This window comes from Vibrio sp. B1-2 (assembly GCF_963888445.1).
GTDB lineage: Bacteria > Pseudomonadota > Gammaproteobacteria > Enterobacterales > Vibrionaceae > Vibrio > Vibrio anguillarum.
Genome location: NZ_CAWPJH010000033.1, coordinates 1 through 21,335, shown reverse-complemented (window position 1 = coordinate 21,335; position 21,335 = coordinate 1). Strand labels below are relative to the sequence as shown.

The following is a 21,335-nucleotide window of genomic DNA, read 5'->3' as shown; positions in this document are numbered from 1 at the left end:
TCGCCATCCTAGCGGTGTCCAAACTTTCCATGGTACTAACACTCCGGTCAATACTCATCACTTGTTCCTTGAGCGGTGTCCATAACATCATCCTGATGTTGTCCTGCCTTATCCACAAGGTGTCCATCGCCAATCCATGCAGCTCGCATCCTGCCAACTGTTGTATCCTTACGCTGTCCTAGCATCCTGCGTGGTTATTCTTCGTGAACAACCTTGTCTTCTTCCTGAAGAGACCAAACCTTGGTGCTTTGTAATTCCTTGTCAGAATCCTTCCGACAGGGTTCAATTTACTCGTTTGGCTTTAAGAAACAATCACCTAAAAATATCATTTTTAAAAAAACAACCTAAAGAAATAGATATATTAATTAAAAACAAATAGTTATAAAAAAATCACCACCAAACACTGCGTTAAACACTGTGATTTCTTACAAACAATGTGCGAGATCTCTTACAACACTTCGCCACTTTTGCTCTTGGTAAATAAAAGGTAAGATCACAGCAACTCACAAAAAGGACAACCTATGCTCACAAAAGATGTCACTCAAGAACTAGAAAGCATCTTGACTCTCTTACAACAACAGGGAAAGGAACCGAGTGTGGCCTTAGTAAAGTCACGTCTTAGCACCTCAGTGCCAATGCCAGCCTTGATTGCAACCATCAAAAGTTGGAAAAATGCACACCGAGTTCCCAAAGTAGAAGTGAGCGTTAGTACGGAAAATAGCGCGAACAAGGTAGCCGAACTTGAAACGCAACTAGCCGCTTTGTCAGCCCGAGTAGCAGCCCTAGAGGCACAACTAACCGAGAAGTAATTGAATGATGAAAATTTGGGTGGACGCCGATGCATGTCCGAAAGTAATTCGTGAAACCATTGTCCGCGCAGCCGAAAGGACGGGCGTTGAATGTACTTTTGTGGCCAATCATGTCGTTCCGATTCCGCAACGATCCAACATTCGTTCACTGCAAGTCCCCAGTGGTTTTGATGTTGCCGATAACGAAATCGTCAAACGGGTAGAAGTGGGCGATTTGGTAATTACTTCCGATATTCCGCTGGCCGATGAAGTGATAACCAAAGGTGGCTTGGCACTCAATTCTCGTGGTGAGCTGTATACCAAAGAGACCATCAAGGCGCGCCTCAATATTCGAGATTTTATGGACACTATGCGCTCAAGCGGTATCCAAACTGGCGGACCAAGTGCGCTTTCTCAAACAGAACGGCGCGAATTTGCCAACCATTTGGATCGCATTTTGGCTAAAGCGAACAAATAACCACGTTTTGACGGTTGGACAATCACTAGCCTGTCCAACCGTTCCTCTTCATTAGCGCTGAACCGCCTTAAATCTTGGATTAGTTTTACAAATTACATATAAACGACCGCGTCTTTTGACGATTTGACAATCTGGATGACGTGATTTTGCGCTTTTTAATGAACTTAATACTTTCATAGTTTACTCCTTACCAAACTGAGCAAAGCGACGATTGAAATTCGCCACTCGTCCTTCTTTTTGAACAACTCGCTGCTTACCGGTGTAATACGGATGCGATTCAGACGACACATCTAAGGTGAAATAAGGATAGGTGTTGCCATCTTCCCACTCGATCGTCCGATCAGTTTTTAGCGTTGAACCCACAATAAAATACTTATCCACACTGGTGTCGTGGAAAACCACTTTTTGGTATGGCGGATGAATTCCGTCTTTCATCAATTTCCCCTCGCTTAAATTGTTATGTTATAACATGCCAATTAATAATCATTACCAAGAAGAAAAGCAAGCTTAAATGTGATATTTTTCTCAACCAACGTGAAAAAAGACGGATACGGATATGCACACCATTGCTCCGATTGGCACTATTGAAACGCCTTATAAAGAAAAATTTGCCGTTCCTCGCCAACCTCGCTTAGTGGCGAGCGCAAGCGCGAGAGTCAAGCTCATCGGTCACGCTAATTGCTTAGAGTCGGTGCGAGGTATCGAACAATTTAGCCATGTCTGGTTACTTTTTCTGTTTGACCAAAACCTCGATGCTGGTTGGAAACCGACCGTGCGCCCACCGCGCTTAGGCGGAAATGAGCGGATCGGCGTATTTGCTTCACGGGCTACGTTTCGACCTAACGGCATCGGTATGTCTGCCGTTGAATTGAAAGGCGTCACTCAACAAGGTGATCAGGTTTATTTGGAACTAGGCAGCGTAGATTTAGTCGATAACACACCGATCATTGACATCAAACCCTATATTCCCTATTCCGATTCGATAGCCACAGCCGGCGGTGGCTATGCCGAGAGCGAGCCCGACAAGATCGCAGTGACCTTTAGCCAAGCGGCGTTAACGGTACTGAATGCGCGAGCAGATCACGACATGGTTAAAGCCGTCATTGAGCAAGTGCTGGCTCAAGACCCTCGCCCAGCCTATAAAAAACACAAAATCGATTATAAAGAATATGCGGTAAATCTGTTCGATCTGAACGTAAAATTCACTATCGCAAACAACTTAGTCTCAGTAACCGCAATAGAACGCTTTTGACAAAGCCGATTGGCTGATATTATTAGCGGCTTAATTCTAGCCTCTCATTGGAGAGCGCTTTTAACTATCATGAAACGGATACCATAGAATGCGTACCAGTAAATATCTTCTTTCTACTTTGAAGGAGACTCCAAACGACGCAGAAGTCGTGAGCCATCAGCTCATGTTACGTGCAGGTATGATCCGTAAGCTGGCTTCAGGTCTTTATACCTGGCTGCCTACTGGTCTACGTGTGCTGCGTAAAGTCGAAAACATCGTTCGTCAAGAGATCGACAATGCCGGTGCAATCGAAACCTTGATGCCCGTTGTGCAACCGTTTGAACTGTGGGAAGAGACAGGCCGCTCTGAGAAAATGGGCCCTGAGCTACTTCGCTTTACTGACCGCCATACTCGTCCGTTTGTGCTTAGTCCAACAGCAGAAGAAGTGATCACCAGCTTGGTACGCAACGAAGTCAGCTCTTACAAGCAATTGCCGCTGAACCTGTACCAGATTCAAACCAAATTCCGTGATGAGAGACGTCCTCGTTTTGGTGTGATGCGTGCTCGTGAATTCTGCATGATGGATGCCTATAGCTTTGATATTGATAAAGCAGGCTTAGAGAAATCTTACCAAGCGATGCACGAAGCTTACTGTAAAGCCTTCGATCGCATGGGGCTTGATTACCGCCCAGTATTAGCCGACACCGGCGCTATCGGTGGTAACGGCTCTCATGAGTTCCATGTATTGGCTGAAAGTGGTGAAGACATCATCGCCTTCTCAACTGAATCGGATTACGCCGCCAACATCGAAAAAGCGGAAGCTATTGCGCCAGTCGTTGAGCGCGCCGCGCCAACTCAAGAGATGACGCAGGTTGATACGCCAAACGCCAAAACCATCGCTGAATTGGTTGAGCAGCATGGCCTACCGATTGAGAAAACAGTTAAAACACTGTTTGTAAAAGCATCTGATGAGATCGATGCCTCTATCGTGGCACTGATCATCCGTGGTGATCATGAACTCAATGAAATCAAAGCCGAGAAACTCGCTGAAGTTGCCGCTCCGCTAGAAATGGCTAGCGAAGAAGAGATTCGCGCGCTGATTGGTGCAGGCCCAGGCTCTCTTGGCCCTGTTGGTCTTGAATTGCCATTTATCGTTGATCACAGCGTAGCCGTCATGAGCGATTTTGGCGCAGGAGCCAACATCGATGGCAAACACTACTTTGGCATCAACTGGGGCCGTGACGTTGAGCTAGCGAAAGTGGAAGACCTCCGTAACGTCGTTGAAGGCGACCCAAGCCCATGTGGCAAAGGGACACTAATGCTCAAACGCGGTATCGAAGTGGGTCATATTTTTCAATTGGGTACCAACTACTCTGAGAAAATGAACTGTGGCGTTCTTGATTCCAATGGTAAAAACACCATTTTAGAGATGGGTTGTTACGGCATTGGTGTATCACGCGTTGTAGCATCAGCCATCGAACAAAACAACGATAAATACGGCATCATCTGGCCTGACGCGATCGCACCTTTCCAAGTGGCGATTGTCCCCATGAACATGCACAAATCAGAGCGCGTCCAACAAGCTGCTGAAAAACTGTATGCGGAACTGACCGCAGCAGGTATTGAAGTGCTATTTGATGATCGTAAAGAGCGCCCGGGTGTAATGTTCTCAGATATGGAACTGATCGGTGTACCACATACCATCATTATTGGCGATCGCAGTATGGATGAGGGCAACTTCGAATATAAACATCGCCGCAGTGGTGAGAAGTCGGCCGTCGCTATGAATGAAATAGTCTCCTTTATTAATGCTCAAATCGCCTAATAAAGTGTGCTATTGAAAAGGTTGCCTAAATGGCAACCTTTTTTATTTTGTCACTAGCCACACAAGCTTTTTCAAGCATATTAATCTTCGATTCATCTACGGTGATCTATTCTTTAATCCATTATTAATGGAGGTGACCTATGGATCTAAAAAGTTTACTTAACCAAGCATTGAATTCAGACATCGTAAAACAAGGTTCAAGCCAACTCGGCGCTATCACACAAAATTCAAGTAAACTCAAAACCTTAGGAGCTGGTGCACTCGGTGGTGGCCTAATCGGTTTATTGATGGGCTCGAAGAAAGCAAAAAAAATAGGCACTAAAGTGATAGGGATTGGTGGAGCAGCGGCGCTCGGCGCACTAGCCTATAAAGCGTATAATGACTGGCAAGCAAAACAAACGACCACTCAACCGCAGTCTAGCTTTGACCCTAATGATGCTAGCCACAGCACGCTGATCCTAAAAGCGATGATTGCCGCCGCAAAAGCTGATGGTCATGTGGATGAACAAGAAATGGCGAAAATTGAGCAAGCCATCTCTGAAATGGGCGCAGATAACCAATTGCAGCAACTGGTAAAAAATGAGCTGCATAAACCGCTCGATCCCACGGCTATTGCACAGTTAGCCACAACGCCCGCACAAGCGAGTGAGCTTTATCTGGCCTCTTTACTTATCGCCGATGAACAAAATTTCATGGAAAAAGCGTATCTGAACGAGCTCGCTAAGCAACTACAGCTAGCCGACGATCTGGTTATGGCGCTAGAGCAGCAAGTGAACGCTTAAAGTTTCATCACATGCAATCAGAGCTTGCGCAAACGCAAGTTCTGATTTTGTCTTTGCCAAACGTAATGTGTATATTGAGAGCCATTATCATTAGTTAGGATTTAATCTATGCAAGTTTACGGTTGTTGTGAATTAGTGCGCGAGCTTTATGCGCAGATAGGCAGTGGTGATCAAGCTTATATTCCTCAAGCAATCTCCTGCGCCATCAAAACCTTGAATGATGTCGCAGCAGACGAATCGCTGCCAAAAGCGGTTCGAGAGCAAGCAGCCTTTGCGGCAGCTAACTTGCTGATTTCTGATTTCGAGGATAAGTGATGAATTTAGCCAATTTTGCCACAATGGATCCAATCATGCTGATGAGCATCATCAATATGAAGCTACGTGATGATTTTAATGGCGATCTTGATAAGCTGGCGGATGACTTTGATATCGATCGGGCGGCATTAGAAGCTCGCTTAGCCAGTGCAGGCTTTGAGTTTTTACCGCAAATCGGTCAATTTCGTTAAGGCATAAAAAACCCGCTAATTTAAAGCGGGTTTTCGTTCAAATAACAGTTCTTAAAACACAGCACTCAGATTTTTTGTACTAAGCTTTTTTCTCTTTTCTTGCCAGAGCCTTACGCTCATTGCGTTTCGCTTGGTTCTCAATAAAGCCACTGAGCTCTTTTTCCGCCCAAGCTTGTGCTTGTGCTTCGCTTTCAAAACCCATTTCGCGCTTTGAAACAACACTTCTGCGAGAGGTCACTTGACGTACGATTTCCGCCGCCCAACCATTGCGCTTTTCAGTCACTTTGATGGTAAATTTTTTACTTTCTGACATTTTCGTTTTCCTAAGGGAATAATAAGGGATTACTCATCAACGTTTGTCGCGCGCCATTATATTATATGGCGGCGGATGTTGAACACCATCCCTTGGTAAGCGCGGCATTAGAGCACAAATCACAATTTTTTTCTGCATTTTTTACAAAAAATTCATCCTCAAAGTAAACAAAAAAGCCGCTGAGTTGCAGCGGCTGGAATAACAAGACTAAGTCGTTTCTCTCACTGGCGACAAGGTGAGTTACCCTAAGTTCTTACGTGCATTTTGGAACATACGCATCCATGGGCTATTTTCACCCCAAGAATCAGGATGCCAAGAGTTCGCTACCGTGCGGAACACGCGCTCTGGGTGCGGCATCATGATCGTCACACGGCCATCTTGAGTCGTTAAGCCTGTAATGGCATTTGGTGAACCATTTGGGTTGTTCGGATATTGCTGTGTGGCATGGCCGTTGTTATCCACAAAACGCAGCGCAACAGTGCCTGATTGTTCAATCGCCACTAAATGTGCCGTATCACGAACTTCAACGCGCCCTTCGCCATGCGAAACCGCAATCGGCATGCGCGAGCCAGCCATCTCATTAAAAAACAGTGAATCTGATTGCTGCACTTCCACTAAGCTAAAGCGCGCTTCAAAACGCTCTGATTCATTGCGCACAAAACGCGGCCATAAATCAGCGCCGGGGATTAACTCTTTCAAATTCGACAGCATTTGACAACCGTTACACACTCCTAGCGAGAAAGTGTCTTCACGTTGGAAGAAACTTTGGAACTGTTCACGAGCTTGTACATTAAACAGCACTGATTTCGCCCAGCCTTCACCCGCGCCCAATACGTCACCATAAGAGAACCCACCACATGCGACGAGGCCTTGGTACTCTTCAAGCACCGCTTGACCCGTTAAGATGTCGCTCATGTGTATATCGGTTGTTTCAAAGCCTGCGCGATCAAACGCTGCCGCCATTTCAACGTGTGAGTTAACCCCTTGCTCGCGCAAAATAGCCATTTTTGGCTTCACGCCTTTAGCAATATACGGTGCCGCAACATCTTGTTGCACGTCAAAGCTCAAACTGACGTTAAGACCTTTATCACTGTTATCTTGTTTTGCTGCAAACTCTTGATCCGCGCACTGCGGGTTATCGCGTAGCGCTTGCATCTTATGCGTGGTTTCAGCCCAAATGGTGCGAAGTTCGGTGCGGTTACGCACAACAATAGGTTGTTCACCAGCAGTAATGGCTAGCTCATCAGAAGCGTCAACACGACCGATAACGTGTGAACACGCTTGTAAACCATGCGCCGTTAGCGTCGAGAGCACCGTCTCTAAATCGTGGTGACGAACTTGAATGACTGCGCCCAGCTCTTCATTAAATAACGCGGCCAACGCATCATCACCTAGCGCGGCGATATCGGCTTTCACGCCACAATGACCCGCAAAGGCCATTTCAGCTAGAGTAACGAATAAACCACCGTCACCTTTATCGTGATAGGCAATAATCTGCTGATTCGCGACCAAGGTTTGGATCGCTTCATAGAAGGCTTTAAGCTGCGCCGCATTATCTACATCTGCGGGTTTATCACCCAACTGTTTGTAGACTTGTGCTAACGCCGTTGCGCCCAAGCGATTCTTACCATTACCTAAATCAATCAAAACCAGTGAGGTTTCGCCCTTATCGGTTCTTAACTGAGGCGTAATGGTGTTACGCACATCTTCAACACGAGCAAATGCCGTAATCACCAAGGATAGCGGAGAGGTCACTTCTTTTTGTTCGCCATTCTCATCCCATTTGGTCTTCATCGACATCGAATCTTTACCCACTGGGATAGTCAGGCCGAGCGCAGGACAAAGCTCTTCACCGACCGCTTTTACTGCCTCATACAAACCAGCATCTTCACCTGGGTGACCCGCTGGTGACATCCAGTTCGCCGACAACTTAATGTGTTTGATATCACCGATATGGGTAGCGGCAATATTGGTGATCGCTTCGCCCACGGCTAAACGTGCCGATGCCCCAAAATCCAGCAAGGCAACTGGCGTGCGCTCACCCATCGACATCGCTTCGCCGTGGTAAGTATCATAACTTGCCGCAGTGACCGCGCAGTTTGCTACTGGCACTTGCCATGGACCAACCATTTGGTCACGAGCGACCAAACCAGTGACGGTTCTGTCACCAATGGTGATGAGGAAGGTTTTTTCTGCAACCGCAGGGAGACGCAGTATACGATCAATCGCTTCGTTCAATTCGATATCACGGCGATCAAGTGCTGGATTATTAACTTTCAGCGTCTTCACATCACGATACATTTTAGGTGTTTTGCCAAGCAATACGTCCATCGGCATATCAATTGGCGTATTGTCGAAATGTGAATCTTCCAATTTCAGTTCACGCTCTTCAGTGGCAATGCCCACAACAGCATAAGGCGCGCGCTCACGTTGGCAAATGGCGTCAAAGCGCGCCATGTTTTCTGGCGCTACAGCCAGTACGTAACGCTCTTGTGATTCATTACACCAAATTTCAAGCGGGCTCATTCCCGGCTCATCGTTAGGTACATCACGCAGTTGGAAAATACCGCCACGTTCACCATCATCAACAAGCTCAGGCAATGCGTTTGAGATACCACCAGCGCCCACATCATGGATAAAGGCGATCGGATTCGCCTCACCGAGTTGCCAGCAGCGATCAATCACCTCTTGGCAGCGGCGTTCCATCTCTGGGTTTTCACGCTGTACCGACGCAAAATCAAGATCTTCCGCAGATTGACCAGATGCCATAGAAGAAGCGGCGCCCCCACCAAGGCCAATGTTCATTGCCGGACCACCAAGCACAATTAAGCTCGCGCCAACTGGGATCTCTTTTTTCTGCACATGCTCGTCGCGGATATTCCCCATCCCACCAGCAATCATGATTGGTTTGTGATAACCACGCACTTCTTCACCAGCGTGAGAGTTAACTTTCTCTTCGTAAGTACGGAAGTAACCTAACAAGTTTGGACGACCAAATTCGTTGTTAAAAGCCGCGCCACCGAGCGGGCCTTCCAGCATAATATCGAGTGCCGTGACAATGCGCCCCGGTTTACCAAAATCCGTTTCCCAAGGCTGCACAAAATTAGGAATACGCAAGTTTGAAGTAGTAAAACCGACTAACCCGGCTTTAGGTTTTCCACCAATCCCCGTTGCACCTTCGTCACGAATTTCACCACCGGACCCCGTTGAAGCGCCCGGCCAAGGAGCAATCGCCGTCGGGTGGTTGTGTGTTTCCACCTTCATTAAAATATGCGCTTTTTCATGGTGATAACCATATTGGCGTGTCTCTGGATCAGGGAAAAAACGCCCAACTTCTGAACCCACCATGACGGCGGCATTATCTTTATAGGCAGACAGCACGTGATCAGGAGTCACTTCATAAGTGTTTTTGATCATCTTAAACAGCGATTTATCTTGCTTAACGCCATCAATAGTCCAATCGGCATTGAAGATTTTATGGCGACAATGCTCAGAGTTTGCTTGAGCAAACATCATTAATTCGATATCGGTTGGATTACGCTCAAGCTTAGTGACGAAGCTTTCGAACAAATAATCAATTTCATCGTCAGCCAATGCAAGCCCAAGGGTAACGTTTGCTTTTTCAAGCGCTGAGCGGCCGCCATTCAGCAAGTCGACGTACGCTACGGGAGCAGGTTCAGCGACTTTAAACAGTGAGGTTGCTGATTCGAAATCGGTAAACACGACTTCCATCATTCGGTCGTACAACAGGGAATAAAGCGTAACAAGTTGCGGTTGAGAAAGTTCGCGATCTAATTCGATGTAGTAAGCCGTGCCTCGCTCTAAGCGCTTCACCTCATTCAAACCACAGTTATGCGCAATATCCGTCGCCTTGGAAGACCAAGGCGAGATGGTTCCAGGGCGAGGAGTGACCAGTAAAAGAAGACCTTGTGGCTCATGTTCTTGAATCGTTGGGCCATAAGTGAGTAGTTTCTCTAATTTTTCAAGGGATTGAGCGTCTAAATCCGCAGAGAGATCAGCAAAATGCATGAACTCCGCGTAAATACCCGATACAGGCAGTTGCTGTTCACGACAAAGTTCAACGAGTTTGTTAACACGAAACTCAGAAAGCGCTGGGGAGCCACGCAAAATTCTCATGTGCTTAGGTCTCTTATACAGTGGGTTGAGGTGTAATTGGAATGAATTCAAAATCATTAAAATACAATAAGTTAATAAAAGAAAACTGAATACATACCAATTTCACCTCGTGATTTCGAACGCATTATAAAGGAATTCTTTTTGTGACGTAACACCAAAAGCAACCGTTTGCGTCATTTTTTTTGTCAAATTTGAAATACAGCCACATTAGCGTGGTCGCCGACACTTTTTCATCCGTTTTTGATCTGAAACTTTGCCAATATGGCCGCCTTTGATATAAAGGCAGTAATTGATGTAAGAGATCGCTCATAAATGCCAAAGTATTATCTGATTCAGCTTCATCGCTCATTGTCCATTTTCCTACTCACTCTTTTTGTAGTCGGTTGCCAAATCGATTCAGATCCTAAAAGCGAGCTTGACCATATTCGTGAACGTGGCGTATTGCGAGTGGGTACGTTGAACAATCAACTCTCCTACTACATTGGCCCAGATGGCCCTGCAGGGCTGGACTACGAACTAGCACGCGAATTTGCCAATCAGCTTGGGGTTAAACTAGAGATGAAACCCGCTTATCGGTTGTCTAGTCTCTTTCCTGCACTGAAAAATGGGGAAATCGACGTTGTTGCAGCGGGGTTAAGTCAATCGAATCAACGCTTGAATGAGTACAGAACAGGGCCCGCTTATTACTATGTCAGCCAACAAGTCGTCTATAAGAAAGGCAACTGGCGTCCAAGAAATTTAAAACAATTACTGGAAAAACAACCGGAACTGATTGCTGGTCATGAAGGTGACAGCGTTTTTTCTATCGTGAATGAATCCCACTTTGAGAATACACTCAGCGACATTAAACAGATCTACCCAGAGTTTCAGTACAATGTGAATAATAACGCCGACGTTAACGACCTTTTAAAACAGGTTTCGAATGGCGAACTGCTATTTACCATGGCTGATTCGGTCGAAGTCTCGCTGTCGCAGCGAATCTACCCTGACTTAGCCGTCGCCTTTGAATTAACTGAAGATCAGCCTATCGCTTGGTATATGCGTCGCTCTGAAGATGAAAGTTTATACGCCTTGATGATTGAGTTTTTTGGCAACCTTAAACAATCTGGTCAATTAGCGGCCTTGGAAGAGAAATATATTGGTCACGTGGGCACGTTTGATTATGTCGATACGCGCGCCTTTATTAGAGCACTCGATATCCGCTTACCAAAATGGGCCCCTCTTTTCCAACAATATTCTGACGAGTTTGATTGGCGATTGATTGCCGCCTTAGCTTATCAAGAGTCTCACTGGAATCCGTTAGCTAAATCCCCCACCGGGGTCCGCGGTATGATGATGTTGACTCTCCCTACGGCAAGAAGTGTTGGTGTCGCCAATCGACTCGATCCGGAACAATCGATTCGTGGTGGTGTCGAATACCTGCGTCGGATGGTACAGCGTATACCAGACTCCATCCCAGAACATGAGAAAATTTGGTTTGCTCTCGCTTCCTATAACGTCGGCTATGGGCATATGATGGATGCAAGACGCTTAACCAAGCAACAAGGTGCGAACCCTGATTCATGGACTGAAGTCAAAGAACGCCTCCCTCAACTGAGACAAAAGAAATACTTCAGCCAGACTCGATATGGCTACGCGCGAGGTGACGAAGCCAAGGCCTACGTTGAAAATATTCGTCGCTATTATCAAAGTATTATTGGCCATGTTGATCAACAAAAGCAGATAGACAATAGTTCAGGTACTGATGATTTGGTTGTGATCAGCATTGAGGAGGAGGAAGCCGCGTTAGAAGCGATGGAATCGGCCGATGAGGCGCAGGATAATCAGTATCTCGACCCCTTAGCTCAATAAGCATAACAATAGCTAAATCTTCCACGTTGAACGAAAATTGCACACTTGATTTCCAAGTGTGCAGCCCATACATCAAAACGTGAAAAAGATCGTTTCCTAAGTTTCATATTATGGTAACAATCCTGCACTATAAAGGCAGATTAAGATTGTCATAAGGCACCCTAAACCATTAGGGATCATTGTCAAAACTCAGCAGTAGGAGGTTGTTTATGCTTAAACGTAAAAAGCTATCAAAACACCTTAATAAAACGGTGGCAGCGAACCGTCGTAAACGTATGTTATCCAATAATAAAAAGAAAATTATCTGGCGTAACCGTGCATTTATGCAATTAATCTCTGCTTAACCTTCAGCGGCAAACATCTACTCAAAGTGGATGTTTGCTAAAGCCCATCACTCTGTTGCTTATTCCGCTGTTTTTCTGCCTGTATCTCTGCGCGTCTTCGTCTAAAAAAAGATTGCAGTTGCTCCCGACACTCCTCTTCTAACAATCCTTTATCGACCGTCGCATAATGATAGGAGGCTTGGCTTTCAAATAAATTCAGCACCGTACCGGCCGCCCCAGCTTTGAGATCTGGAGCGCCAAAGACAATCCTTTTGACTCGGCTATGCAGCAGTGCGCCTGCGCACATTGGACAGGGCTCTAAAGTGACGTATAAGGTAGTATCAAGCAAACGATAATTTTGTAACCGTTGACCTGCTTGACGCAAAGCCTGAATTTCAGCGTGCGCTGTTGCATCATGTTGACCAATAGAGGCATTCCAACCTTCAGCAATGATTTCGCCATCTTTAACAAGCACTGCGCCCACAGGCACTTCACCTGCTTGTTCTGCAAGATTGGCAAGCGCGATGGCTCGGCGCATAAACTTTTGATCTTGAACGGTAAACTGTGTATTCATATATCCTATTTTCTCTTTCACTAGCCTTTGCCGTTAGCGGACGATAGCCGTTCTGCCAGAAAATCCACCAGCAGCCTAACTTTTGAGGACAAATGGCGATTTTGTGGGTATAAGGCCCATACACCTTCACGATCATCTCGGTACTGATGTAGCACTTCTTGCAACTCACCCGAGAGCAAATACGGCTCTACATAATAGTCGGGCAATTGTACGATTCCAATCCCTTGCAACGCGGCATTCAATAACGCCACACCGCTGTTGCATTTAATTTTTCCTTTAACACCGATTTCACGGGAGCGTTGCTGATCCTTAAATCGCCAATAGTTCATAGTGCCTTGTAAACATTGGTGATGAACCAACTCTGACAATGAATAGGGAGTGCCATATTTCACCAAATAGTCAGGGCTAGCGCAGACAAACAGTTGTCGGTTGGATAACTTTTTGCCAATAAAACTCGAATCATCTAACTGCCCTAATCGTACGGCGACATCAATTCCTTCCGCAATCAGATCCAATTTTTGGTTAGTGAGTATCAGTTCCAACTCCAATTGAGGATGTAACTGTAAAAACTCATGCAGCAAAGGCGCGACTTTCTGCTCACCATAAGTCACCGGAGCGGTCACTTTCAGTAAACCTGACGGCGTTTGCTGCATCTGCGTGACAGCAAGATCAGCCTGCGCTAAGCCTTCAACCAATTGCCGACACTGATGATAATAGAGTTGACCCGCTTCGGTCAGGGAGACTCGCCGCGTGGTACGTTGCAGCAACTTTACCGCCAAGCGCTCTTCTAATAGCGCAATACGTCGACTGACATTCGCCACTGATGTCGATAGTTTGTGCGCTGCTGCGGTAAAACTTCCAGTTTCAGCCACCGCAACAAATTCATGAATGCCTTCCCAACTCGCCATCTTAATTATTACTGATAAGTAAAAGTGATTCTTATTTTAGACCGATTATCAAATTTCAAGAAGGGAATATACTGTCACTCTCCCCAACTCACTTGAAACTTCAAGTAATGTGCAAAGGAAAATCTTATGTCATCACATCAATTCATTAAATCTCGCGCGGCGATTGCGTGGGGGCCAAATCAACCACTAAAAGTCGAGGAGGTTGACGTTATGTTGCCCCAAAAAGGCGAAGTGTTGGTGCGTATTATTGCGAGCGGCGTTTGTCATACCGATGCCTTTACGCTATCTGGTGAAGACCCTGAAGGGATTTTTCCGGTTATCCTCGGCCACGAAGGCGGCGGTATCGTTGAGCGGATTGGTGAAGGGGTAACCAGCGTCGAGGTAGGAGATCATGTCATTCCCTTGTACACCGCAGAGTGTGGTGAATGCAAATTCTGTAAATCAGGTAAAACCAACCTGTGCCAAGCAGTACGTGAAACGCAAGGAAAAGGATTAATGCCTGATGGAACTACACGTTTCTATAAAGACGGCCAACCCATTTTCCATTATATGGGTTGCTCCACCTTTTCTGAGTATACCGTGTTGCCAGAAATTTCCTTGGCTAAGGTCAATAAAGCGGCGCCATTAGAAGAGGTCTGCTTGCTCGGTTGTGGTGTCACAACGGGCATGGGTGCGGTGCTCAATACGGCCAAAGTTAAACAAGGTGATACTGTGGCCATCTTTGGCCTAGGCGGCATCGGGCTTTCCGCCATTATTGGCGCAAGAATGGCTGGTGCCAGCCGTATTATTGGCATTGATATCAATGAGAATAAGTTTGAGCTTGCTACTCAGCTTGGTGCAACGGACTGCCTGAACCCGAAAACTCTGACTAAACCAATCCAAGAAGTGATTATTGAGATGACTGATGGCGGTGTTGATTTTTCTTTTGAGTGCATCGGTAACGTCAATGTAATGCGCCAAGCGTTAGAATGCTGCCATAAAGGCTGGGGAGAATCGGTCATTATTGGTGTGGCTGGCGCGGGCCAAGAAATATCAACTCGCCCTTTCCAATTAGTGACGGGCCGAGTATGGCGTGGTAGTGCATTTGGCGGCGTAAAAGGCCGCTCGGAACTGCCACACATTGTCGAGCGCTATCTGGCGGGCGAATTTGGTTTGCAAGAGTTTATTACCCATACCATGGGTTTAGAGGATATAAACCAAGCCTTTGATTTAATGCATAAAGGCGAAAGTATTCGTTCTGTGATTCATTTTGACCAATAAGCCTTAATAGCCAGCCCTTTTTTCTTAAAGGGCTGGGTGGGGGAAACTTGCTATGCACATTGAAAACATTAGCCAAGCCAAAGTATTTGAAGGCTGGCATAAACAGTACACGCACTCATCACAAGTACTAGGGTGCAGTATGCGTTTTGCTATTTATCTTCCACCTCAAGCGGCCTATCAATCGGTTCCGGTGTTGTATTGGTTATCCGGCTTAACATGCAGCGATGAAAACTTCATGCAAAAAGCTGGCGCATTTCAAAGCGCGGCTAAGCTCGGTATCGCGATTGTTGCCGCCGATACCAGCCCAAGAGGTGAAGGTGTTCCTGACGACCCGCAAGGAGCGTATGATTTTGGCCTTGGCGCAGGATTTTACCTCAACGCAACTCAAGCGCCTTGGGATAAGCACTACCAAATGTACAGCTACATTGTGCAAGAACTTCCAGCCTTAATAGAGCAACATTTTCCCGTAAACCAACAGCGAGCGATTGCAGGACACAGTATGGGTGGCCATGGTGCATTAACCATCGGATTGAAAAACTCTCAACGCTATCGTTCGATTTCAGCCTTTAGCCCGATAAGCAACCCAATACACTGCCCTTGGGGGAAAAAAGCATTTCGCCACTACCTTGGTAATAACCAGCAAGATTGGAAACAATACGATGCGGTTGAATTGCTCACCACTCACTCATCATCCTTACCCATTTTGGTTGACCAAGGAGAGGAAGACCCGTTTTTACACGAACAGCTTAAACCTGAACGCTTACTCGCCGCTGCACAAACGAGCAATAGCCCACTCTCGTTAAGAATGCATAAAGGTTATGATCACAGTTATTTTTTCATTCAAAGTTTCATTGATGATCACTTAACATTTCACGCGCAACATCTGCACAAATGAGATTGAAAAAGCCCGCGATACACTCGCGGGCTTTAAATTCAGACTCGATAAATAACGTTAACGCTACAAGCTGTATGTGTAAGGCGCTTGCACCCCTAGCGGAATACCAAAAGCCCAGTAAGCAAGCAGGAACAGCGTCCAACCAATCAGCATCGCAATGGAGAAAGGCATCATCATTGAAGCCAAGGTGCCAATGCCCGTCGATTTTACATAACGTTGGCAATACACCACGACTAATGGGAAGAAGACCATCAGTGGGGAGATAATATTAGAAACTGAATCGCCCACGCGGTAAGCCGCTTGCGATAGCTCGGGAGAAATCCCTACCGCCATCAGCATAGGTACCAAAATTGGACCAATCAATGCCCATTTTGCCGAGGCCGAACCCACCAGCAAATTAACGCTAGCCGTGAGTAAAATCATCCCCACAATCGTTGCTTGGCCGGGTAAGTCCATCGCTTTTAAGCCTTCAGCGCCATACAATGCCAACATAGTACCAATATTAGACTGACCAAACGCTGATAGGAACTGAGCACAGAAGAACGACATCACTATGTATGCGCCCATCGTAGCCATGGTGCCAGACATCGCTTTTATCACGTCATTACTGTTTTTAAAGGTGCCAACCACTCGGCCATACACAATTCCCGGAATAATAAACAAGATAAAAATCAAAGGAACGATCGACTTCATCACTGGCGCAGAAAAGGCCGTTAGCTCACCATCAGGCGAACGCAGCGCTGAGTTTTCTGGGATCAAAGCCGCTACTAGTAATGCAATACCTACCACCATTGCCCAGCCAGCAAAACGAAATGCTCTCGATTCCGTTGCGCTGAATGTTCCTAGATCAGGCGCTATTTCCGCATCTTCATCGACAGGCATATTCGCTAGACGAGGTTCAATAATTTTCTCAGTCACATACCAACCAATCGCGACGATGATCACCGAAGATAAACCTGTGAAGAAAATATTCGCCAGCGGATTCACTATGTATTGAGGATCCAAAATTTGTGCGGCGGTTTGTGTAAAACCAGCGAGCAAAGGATCAATACCAGAAGGGATAAAGTTCGCTGAAAAGCCACCAGAAACACCAGCAAATGCGGCTGCAATACCGGCCAGTGGATGGCGCCCTGCTGCATGGAAAATAATCCCACCCAGAGGAATAACCAATACATAACCGGCATCAGCAGCCGTATGCGACACTATCGCCACCAAAATCAGCATCGGTGTTAGTAGTTTCGCTGGCGTGAAATTTAGCATTTTCTTAAGGCCTGTAGTGATAAACCCAGAAGAATCAGCCACTCCCACACCGAGCATGGCAACCAGCACGATACCTAGCGGCGCAAAACTGGTGAATGTGGTCACCATATTGGCTAGAAAACTCGCGAGCGCTTTACCTGTCAGTAGGTTATTCACCTGCAATGCTTCACCCGTTCGAGGGTTGGTCAAATCAAATGTCACATTCGATAACAGTGCCGATGAAACCCAAACAATAATCAATGCCCAGAAGAACAAAATCGCAGGGTCAGGAATTTTATTTCCTGCACGTTCAATAAAATTTAAAAAGCGATCCATACCGCTCGGCTTCGGAAATGGTGCTTGTTTTACGACTTGGTTACTCATTCGTAACTCCATATGTGATGTTGCTGCTGTAGGCCTATATCAATTTATTTAGCCGACCTATTAATCGTCGGTTATTCTATAAAAAAGCCTCAACCAAAGCACAAGCTTCTACAGTTTTTTACAAAAACGGGGACATATTTTGCAAAAATAGCATTCCACCACAACAATCCAAACACATTCTTATGCTCTTTTTTCCTACAAATCAGTAACCAATTTGCAAAATCAAATATTTCATTTTTATATAAGCATCGAGACGCTAATCAAACTCACTGAACTGCGAAATCATGGTTTTCAGCTCAACCGACTGCTTATTTCCCTGACGATCATGCCAATAGGACTCAATATAAATGGTTTTCAGTGAGCCCGATAAAGAGACCGTTGGTACTGACCAACTGAGTGTATAAAAGGGATGTGAGTTATCTTGTCCGTTAACAATATCACTATCAAAATTCGCTGGCGTGAGAGTAGAAATCGCGGCAGAAGCGCCACGGCTACGAAACCATTCCAACTTTTGTTCGGCCAAATGTAGTGCTTCGATACTATGAACGGCAAAATCCGCCTTTTGCTCAACCAACACTTGTAATTTGACCAAACCCAGTACCCCAACACCAATTAGAACAAACGATATCATCACTTCTATTAGGCTAAATCCTTGCTGCTTAGAGATCATTCCATGAACCTTTTTGCCATCTAGGTGGAACCGAAAAGGAAAAGCTGTTTTCAATATCACTGTTATATTGCAAACGTAGCGAGTTATAAAATAGTGCTATCTGACCTTGGGTATCAAAGGCCATTCCTCCGGTAAATTGAAAAGATCCCGACTGTAAGTAGGTAGCGTGCTTTGGCGTCAAGGTGGTAGCGCTGCCGTACAATGTTTTTATCGGTGCATCAAAATTAGCATTGAGATCCGCGATGAGTTCAGTATCAAATCCATTCCAATTTGCCGTATCAGCGGCAAATCCACTGTTAAAATGAAAGAGCACCCCTTGAATGCTGCCACTCCCTCGAATCCCTAACACGCCATTATGCACCAGCAAAAAAAGGTAAGTCCCAGGATGAGCATTTTGTATGGTTGACATTGTATCAATCGATGCTTGGTTCAGTTGACAACTGCCATCAATCCATACTTGATTGGGCTGACCAAGAACCAAAGCACCTTTAAATTTCGAAACACAATCAACATCACCACTGGTCATTGTGTAACTCAAGAACTTAAATTCAGTATCGTCGCGTGCTTTTTCCCATTCTCCCCGTTCGTAACCAAAGAGATCTTTAAATGGGTTTAGCGTTTCATCTCGGTAAATATCATTTTTGACATCGACTGCTTCATAAAGACCGCTACTATTTTTCCAAATACCGCTTTGTGAACTACTGTTCGTTTTATGCGTCGGCGCGCAATCGGCACTATTGTCAAAAACAGCGCTTGGTTTTTGAATAGCACTCCCAACACCATTATTTGTCACTCCCGCCGTAGCAATAACATATTTAGCAACGGCGATAGCCGCGCATTCATATTTCCCATCACTATTTTTGGGCCCGGGATCTGGTGGAGAAATAAGTGTAGAGCCAAACACTATTAAGTCTGAAGTAGAACGAATGGCTCCTGGACTTCTCCCACGTTGAAACAGAATGTTCTTTTTCAACGTCGTCATTTGATACTGGGACATAAGTGTACTGGCGTTAGTAGGGTCTGCAGAGAGGTACGTTAACTCTAAATCGACACACAAGGTATTGAGGTTATTTGGAATTGAACTATTTTTATTGTTCACAATATGGCTATAACCACACTCAAGCCCCCCTTCTGCTCGCCAGTGCTGTTGCCTCGCTTGCATCTCATTTTGTGCTCGTTTGATCTGAAAAAAGAGCGAACGGTAGGAGCCTAATGCCACCATTAAAGCGAGCACCAACAAAAGCGTGGTGATCAATAACGTTACAGCGCCTTGCTGAGCTTGCTTCATTACTGCCAATTCCTTTGTTTTATTGCCACTCCAAATGATGTTGATACACGGCTATCCCCCACCAGCTCTGCTGCCATAGAGATCGTCATGTAGGCTGAGCTCACACCATTCGCCGCTAATGATGCTCGCTGGGCTTGAAAATGAGTCACATTAATCTGGTTAGTATCAAAAATAGCAGAGCAACCAGCCGTCGCTTGGGAAACGGTTTTGGCCCCTGAAATCACAGACGTCGGCCTGTCACAGACACCCAACGCGCCAGAAGTCATGACAAACCCAACATTTCTGATCTGTTTCGTTGCCCCTGTATCATCAAGGTAGGCATACGCGAGCGTTGATTGGTCGGCCGAAACAAAAACGATATCATCGCTATCCAATAACGTGACTGAGTTACCATGACCGCCATCATAACCTGCACGTTGAATATCTTGTTTGAGGTATTGCAGCGCGCCCGTCACTTGTTGCAGTAGCAGTAGCTCCTTGCCTCTTTCGGTCGCTACCTTCTGCCCAGTGATGAATACAGAGCCGATAATGGCTATCGCAATCAAGCCAAGCATGGATGCCACCATGAACTCAATTAACGTTGCCCCCATCTGCTTGGTTTCAGCGATATGAGCTTTATAGGTATGCTTTTTTGCTCTCGGTATGTTAGCTGCACTGCTTAAAACCAAAATAGTCTCCTCCATTACCACATAGGCGCATTCGTCCTGAAGGTCTATAGGTCGTGAATTTGAGTGCACCTTGGTGTGTTGAAAAATCAAGGCTCCCATTTACAGCTCGGCCATTAATGGCTTCAAAATGGATCTGATTTGACGGGTAATTCACCCCCAATTCAATATTGCGATAAGGTTGCCCCGATAGCGATGAAATCACTTGCCCCCCGGGATAGGTTCCTGAATTAGTCAGCACGATTTGCCATTCACCTTGGCTATTAACCGAACCCGACATGACAATATGCGCCCATAGCGGCTGCTTTCTCATTACTGCTTCCGAACGGGCGCTCATCATCAAGCCATTAATCTCACCCGCTAAACGTTGCATCTTTTGCGTATCACTGACTTGTTTGAAATTGGGAGCCGCTATCGTGAGTAAAATAGACAAAACGGAAACCGTGATAAGCAGCTCAAGTAAAGTAAACCCGCGAGCCATTTCCCAAATTCCTATGTAATTAAAATATGAAACAAAATTCACCTTGCGCGAATGCTATCACCTAATAAAAATAGCGGGTAAATCAACAAGGAACTCCACGTGATGATTCGAAATTCTAAATGCAACAACCACAACCGGCGGTCGTTCGGGATGACATTGATCGAATTATTGATTGCGGTTGTGATTATTGGCGTACTGTCTGCAATCGCTTATCCAAGTTATACCAAGCACGTTTTAAAAGGACACCGAACCACCGCTCTCGCCGATATGGGGAGAATTCAACTGGAACTGGAGCATCACTACGATAAGGGTTATGACTGGAGCGGGATCATTTCAGGGGGAAATTGCGTCATCTGTGAAAGCGATGCTGAACGCTATCAGTTTTCAGTCACCAGCTCCGCAACCAGTAGCTACACCATCACCGCGACGGCGCAGAGCACCAGAGGCCAAGACAAGGATGAGTGCCTTACCAGCGATAAGGTCATGACATTGAAATCAACCAACGAATCCGCCCCAAGCGCATGCTGGAAATAGAACACCACAAAGGTTCAGTTTGTGAGGGGAGGACAAAGTCATCCTGTATCTGGAACGAATAAGGCCTGCATTGCAGTAATGCCGTTCACTTAAGAGTGAACGGCATTTTTGTTCTTAGCATACCGTTGTGGTCTAGGCTTAACTGTTCTAGGGAATGTTCTTTCCCTTCGCCCTTCAAGTATTAAGCTTTCAGCCATGTTGTG

The 21,335-nt window shown here is 45.9% G+C and carries 23 protein-coding genes; 12 read left to right on the top strand and 11 right to left on the bottom strand.

What is annotated here, in order from left to right; all coding sequences use genetic code 11:
- The first annotated feature begins 521 nt into the window (after window positions 1-521).
- Window positions 522-809 (top strand): hypothetical protein, encoded by a 288-nt coding sequence (locus AACQ75_RS10055; RefSeq protein WP_013857408.1) that lies wholly within the window; start codon window positions 522-524, stop codon window positions 807-809.
- A 7-nt stretch (window positions 810-816) separates the two neighbouring features.
- The gene (locus tag AACQ75_RS10050) at window positions 817-1,266 is read left to right on the top strand and encodes a YaiI/YqxD family protein (RefSeq protein ID WP_026027673.1); all 450 of its coding nucleotides are present in this window, start codon (window positions 817-819) and stop codon (window positions 1,264-1,266) included.
- Between the two features lie 51 nt (window positions 1,267-1,317).
- On the opposite strand, the gene ykgO is transcribed toward AACQ75_RS10050, so the two are convergent.
- Window positions 1,318-1,443 (bottom strand): type B 50S ribosomal protein L36, encoded by a 126-nt coding sequence (gene ykgO / locus AACQ75_RS10045; RefSeq protein ID WP_010319082.1) that lies wholly within the window; start codon window positions 1,441-1,443, stop codon window positions 1,318-1,320.
- 3 nt (window positions 1,444-1,446) lie between these two features.
- Entirely contained in the window at window positions 1,447-1,701 is a 255-nt protein-coding gene (locus tag AACQ75_RS10040) for a type B 50S ribosomal protein L31 (RefSeq protein ID WP_010319081.1), read from the bottom strand.
- A 121-nt stretch (window positions 1,702-1,822) separates the two neighbouring features.
- On the opposite strand from AACQ75_RS10040, the gene tsaA reads away from it, so the two are divergent.
- The 5 genes from tsaA to AACQ75_RS10015 all read left to right on the top strand — a co-directional run bounded on the left by tsaA (window position 1,823) and on the right by AACQ75_RS10015 (window position 5,610).
- Complete coding sequence (gene tsaA, locus AACQ75_RS10035; protein WP_094143050.1) at window positions 1,823-2,518, top strand: tRNA (N6-threonylcarbamoyladenosine(37)-N6)-methyltransferase TrmO; 696 nt, start codon at window positions 1,823-1,825, stop codon at window positions 2,516-2,518.
- A gap of 88 nt (window positions 2,519-2,606) precedes the next feature.
- The gene (locus AACQ75_RS10030; protein ID WP_013857412.1) at window positions 2,607-4,322 is read left to right on the top strand and encodes a proline--tRNA ligase; all 1,716 of its coding nucleotides are present in this window, start codon (window positions 2,607-2,609) and stop codon (window positions 4,320-4,322) included.
- A gap of 140 nt (window positions 4,323-4,462) precedes the next feature.
- Complete coding sequence (locus tag AACQ75_RS10025) at window positions 4,463-5,104, top strand: tellurite resistance TerB family protein (protein ID WP_170888575.1); 642 nt, start codon at window positions 4,463-4,465, stop codon at window positions 5,102-5,104.
- A 108-nt stretch (window positions 5,105-5,212) separates the two neighbouring features.
- On the top strand, window positions 5,213-5,419 hold the full coding sequence (locus AACQ75_RS10020) for a YaeP family protein (protein ID WP_010319078.1): 207 nt from the start codon (window positions 5,213-5,215) through the stop codon (window positions 5,417-5,419).
- Window positions 5,419-5,610, top strand: a complete 192-nt coding sequence (locus AACQ75_RS10015; protein ID WP_026028112.1) for a DUF4250 domain-containing protein — start codon at window positions 5,419-5,421, stop codon at window positions 5,608-5,610. Before AACQ75_RS10020 ends, AACQ75_RS10015 begins: the two co-directional genes overlap by 1 nt.
- Window positions 5,611-5,689: 79 nt before the next feature.
- Here AACQ75_RS10015 and AACQ75_RS10010 read toward each other — a convergent pair whose 3' ends face one another.
- The gene (locus AACQ75_RS10010) at window positions 5,690-5,923 is read right to left on the bottom strand and encodes a DUF3622 domain-containing protein (RefSeq protein WP_010319076.1); all 234 of its coding nucleotides are present in this window, start codon (window positions 5,921-5,923) and stop codon (window positions 5,690-5,692) included.
- A 240-nt stretch (window positions 5,924-6,163) separates the two neighbouring features.
- Window positions 6,164-10,060 carry a phosphoribosylformylglycinamidine synthase gene (gene purL, locus AACQ75_RS10005; RefSeq protein ID WP_170888574.1) on the bottom strand — a complete coding sequence of 1,299 codons (3,897 nt, stop codon included), beginning with the start codon at window positions 10,058-10,060 and terminating at the stop codon, window positions 6,164-6,166.
- A 312-nt stretch (window positions 10,061-10,372) separates the two neighbouring features.
- Here purL and mltF point away from each other — a divergent pair, with 312 nt between their 5' ends.
- Both mltF and AACQ75_RS09995 read left to right on the top strand, forming a co-directional pair.
- Complete coding sequence (mltF, locus tag AACQ75_RS10000; protein WP_170888573.1) at window positions 10,373-11,911, top strand: membrane-bound lytic murein transglycosylase MltF; 1,539 nt, start codon at window positions 10,373-10,375, stop codon at window positions 11,909-11,911.
- A gap of 209 nt (window positions 11,912-12,120) precedes the next feature.
- Complete coding sequence (locus AACQ75_RS09995; RefSeq protein ID WP_254917022.1) at window positions 12,121-12,255, top strand: hypothetical protein; 135 nt, start codon at window positions 12,121-12,123, stop codon at window positions 12,253-12,255.
- Window positions 12,256-12,292: 37 nt separating this feature from the next.
- Here the strand turns inward: AACQ75_RS09995 and tadA are convergent, their stop codons facing one another.
- Window positions 12,293-12,808 (bottom strand): tRNA adenosine(34) deaminase TadA, encoded by a 516-nt coding sequence (gene tadA / locus AACQ75_RS09990; RefSeq protein WP_170888572.1) that lies wholly within the window; start codon window positions 12,806-12,808, stop codon window positions 12,293-12,295.
- Window positions 12,809-12,828: 20 nt separating this feature from the next.
- The gene (locus AACQ75_RS09985; protein WP_017045589.1) at window positions 12,829-13,716 is read right to left on the bottom strand and encodes a LysR family transcriptional regulator; all 888 of its coding nucleotides are present in this window, start codon (window positions 13,714-13,716) and stop codon (window positions 12,829-12,831) included.
- 126 nt (window positions 13,717-13,842) lie between these two features.
- Here AACQ75_RS09985 and AACQ75_RS09980 point away from each other — a divergent pair, with 126 nt between their 5' ends.
- Together AACQ75_RS09980 and fghA are read left to right on the top strand one after the other, a co-directional pair.
- Entirely contained in the window at window positions 13,843-14,976 is a 1,134-nt protein-coding gene (locus tag AACQ75_RS09980; RefSeq protein ID WP_013857421.1) for an S-(hydroxymethyl)glutathione dehydrogenase/class III alcohol dehydrogenase, read from the top strand.
- Window positions 14,977-15,028: 52 nt separating this feature from the next.
- Window positions 15,029-15,871 (top strand): S-formylglutathione hydrolase, encoded by an 843-nt coding sequence (fghA, locus tag AACQ75_RS09975; RefSeq protein ID WP_170888571.1) that lies wholly within the window; start codon window positions 15,029-15,031, stop codon window positions 15,869-15,871.
- Between the two features lie 63 nt (window positions 15,872-15,934).
- Here fghA and AACQ75_RS09970 read toward each other — a convergent pair whose 3' ends face one another.
- The 5 genes from AACQ75_RS09970 to AACQ75_RS09950 all read right to left on the bottom strand — a co-directional run bounded on the left by AACQ75_RS09970 (window position 15,935) and on the right by AACQ75_RS09950 (window position 20,598).
- Complete coding sequence (locus AACQ75_RS09970; protein ID WP_170888570.1) at window positions 15,935-17,494, bottom strand: AbgT family transporter; 1,560 nt, start codon at window positions 17,492-17,494, stop codon at window positions 15,935-15,937.
- Between the two features lie 256 nt (window positions 17,495-17,750).
- Complete coding sequence (locus tag AACQ75_RS09965; RefSeq protein WP_170888569.1) at window positions 17,751-18,164, bottom strand: type IV pilus modification PilV family protein; 414 nt, start codon at window positions 18,162-18,164, stop codon at window positions 17,751-17,753.
- Window positions 18,154-19,461, bottom strand: a complete 1,308-nt coding sequence (locus AACQ75_RS09960) for a hypothetical protein (RefSeq protein WP_170888568.1) — start codon at window positions 19,459-19,461, stop codon at window positions 18,154-18,156. The genes AACQ75_RS09965 and AACQ75_RS09960 overlap by 11 nt, the downstream gene beginning before the upstream one ends.
- Complete coding sequence (locus AACQ75_RS09955; protein ID WP_170888567.1) at window positions 19,452-20,120, bottom strand: PilW family protein; 669 nt, start codon at window positions 20,118-20,120, stop codon at window positions 19,452-19,454. Before AACQ75_RS09955 ends, AACQ75_RS09960 begins: the two co-directional genes overlap by 10 nt.
- On the bottom strand, window positions 20,098-20,598 hold the full coding sequence (locus tag AACQ75_RS09950; RefSeq protein WP_017043370.1) for a GspH/FimT family pseudopilin: 501 nt from the start codon (window positions 20,596-20,598) through the stop codon (window positions 20,098-20,100). Before AACQ75_RS09950 ends, AACQ75_RS09955 begins: the two co-directional genes overlap by 23 nt.
- A 102-nt stretch (window positions 20,599-20,700) precedes the next feature.
- Here AACQ75_RS09950 and AACQ75_RS09945 point away from each other — a divergent pair, with 102 nt between their 5' ends.
- Complete coding sequence (locus AACQ75_RS09945; protein WP_170888688.1) at window positions 20,701-21,132, top strand: type IV pilin protein; 432 nt, start codon at window positions 20,701-20,703, stop codon at window positions 21,130-21,132.
- Window positions 21,133-21,335: the final 203 nt, after the last annotated feature.

What these genes read in the sequence shown, in the direction of transcription:
- AACQ75_RS09980 (WP_013857421.1), top strand. Translation starts at nt 13,843, where the DNA reads ATGTCATCACATCAATTCATTAAATCTCGCGCGGCGATTGCGTGGGGG.
- fghA (WP_170888571.1), top strand. Translation starts at nt 15,029, where the DNA reads ATGCACATTGAAAACATTAGCCAAGCCAAAGTATTTGAAGGCTGGCAT.
- AACQ75_RS09945 (WP_170888688.1), top strand. Translation starts at nt 20,701, where the DNA reads ATGATTCGAAATTCTAAATGCAACAACCACAACCGGCGGTCGTTCGGG.
- AACQ75_RS10025 (WP_170888575.1), top strand. Translation starts at nt 4,463, where the DNA reads ATGGATCTAAAAAGTTTACTTAACCAAGCATTGAATTCAGACATCGTA.
- AACQ75_RS09950 (WP_017043370.1), bottom strand. Translation starts at nt 20,598, where the DNA reads ATGGCTCGCGGGTTTACTTTACTTGAGCTGCTTATCACGGTTTCCGTT.
- purL (WP_170888574.1), bottom strand. Translation starts at nt 10,060, where the DNA reads ATGAGAATTTTGCGTGGCTCCCCAGCGCTTTCTGAGTTTCGTGTTAAC.
- AACQ75_RS10010 (WP_010319076.1), bottom strand. Translation starts at nt 5,923, where the DNA reads ATGTCAGAAAGTAAAAAATTTACCATCAAAGTGACTGAAAAGCGCAAT.
- AACQ75_RS09985 (WP_017045589.1), bottom strand. Translation starts at nt 13,716, where the DNA reads ATGGCGAGTTGGGAAGGCATTCATGAATTTGTTGCGGTGGCTGAAACT.
- AACQ75_RS09965 (WP_170888569.1), bottom strand. Translation starts at nt 18,164, where the DNA reads ATGATCTCTAAGCAGCAAGGATTTAGCCTAATAGAAGTGATGATATCG.
- AACQ75_RS10020 (WP_010319078.1), top strand. Translation starts at nt 5,213, where the DNA reads ATGCAAGTTTACGGTTGTTGTGAATTAGTGCGCGAGCTTTATGCGCAG.
- ykgO (WP_010319082.1), bottom strand. Translation starts at nt 1,443, where the DNA reads ATGAAAGTATTAAGTTCATTAAAAAGCGCAAAATCACGTCATCCAGAT.
- AACQ75_RS10015 (WP_026028112.1), top strand. Translation starts at nt 5,419, where the DNA reads ATGAATTTAGCCAATTTTGCCACAATGGATCCAATCATGCTGATGAGC.
- AACQ75_RS09995 (WP_254917022.1), top strand. Translation starts at nt 12,121, where the DNA reads ATGCTTAAACGTAAAAAGCTATCAAAACACCTTAATAAAACGGTGGCA.
- AACQ75_RS09970 (WP_170888570.1), bottom strand. Translation starts at nt 17,494, where the DNA reads ATGAGTAACCAAGTCGTAAAACAAGCACCATTTCCGAAGCCGAGCGGT.
- tadA (WP_170888572.1), bottom strand. Translation starts at nt 12,808, where the DNA reads ATGAATACACAGTTTACCGTTCAAGATCAAAAGTTTATGCGCCGAGCC.
- mltF (WP_170888573.1), top strand. Translation starts at nt 10,373, where the DNA reads ATGCCAAAGTATTATCTGATTCAGCTTCATCGCTCATTGTCCATTTTC.
- AACQ75_RS10040 (WP_010319081.1), bottom strand. Translation starts at nt 1,701, where the DNA reads ATGAAAGACGGAATTCATCCGCCATACCAAAAAGTGGTTTTCCACGAC.
- tsaA (WP_094143050.1), top strand. Translation starts at nt 1,823, where the DNA reads ATGCACACCATTGCTCCGATTGGCACTATTGAAACGCCTTATAAAGAA.
- AACQ75_RS10050 (WP_026027673.1), top strand. Translation starts at nt 817, where the DNA reads ATGAAAATTTGGGTGGACGCCGATGCATGTCCGAAAGTAATTCGTGAA.
- AACQ75_RS10055 (WP_013857408.1), top strand. Translation starts at nt 522, where the DNA reads ATGCTCACAAAAGATGTCACTCAAGAACTAGAAAGCATCTTGACTCTC.
- AACQ75_RS10030 (WP_013857412.1), top strand. Translation starts at nt 2,607, where the DNA reads ATGCGTACCAGTAAATATCTTCTTTCTACTTTGAAGGAGACTCCAAAC.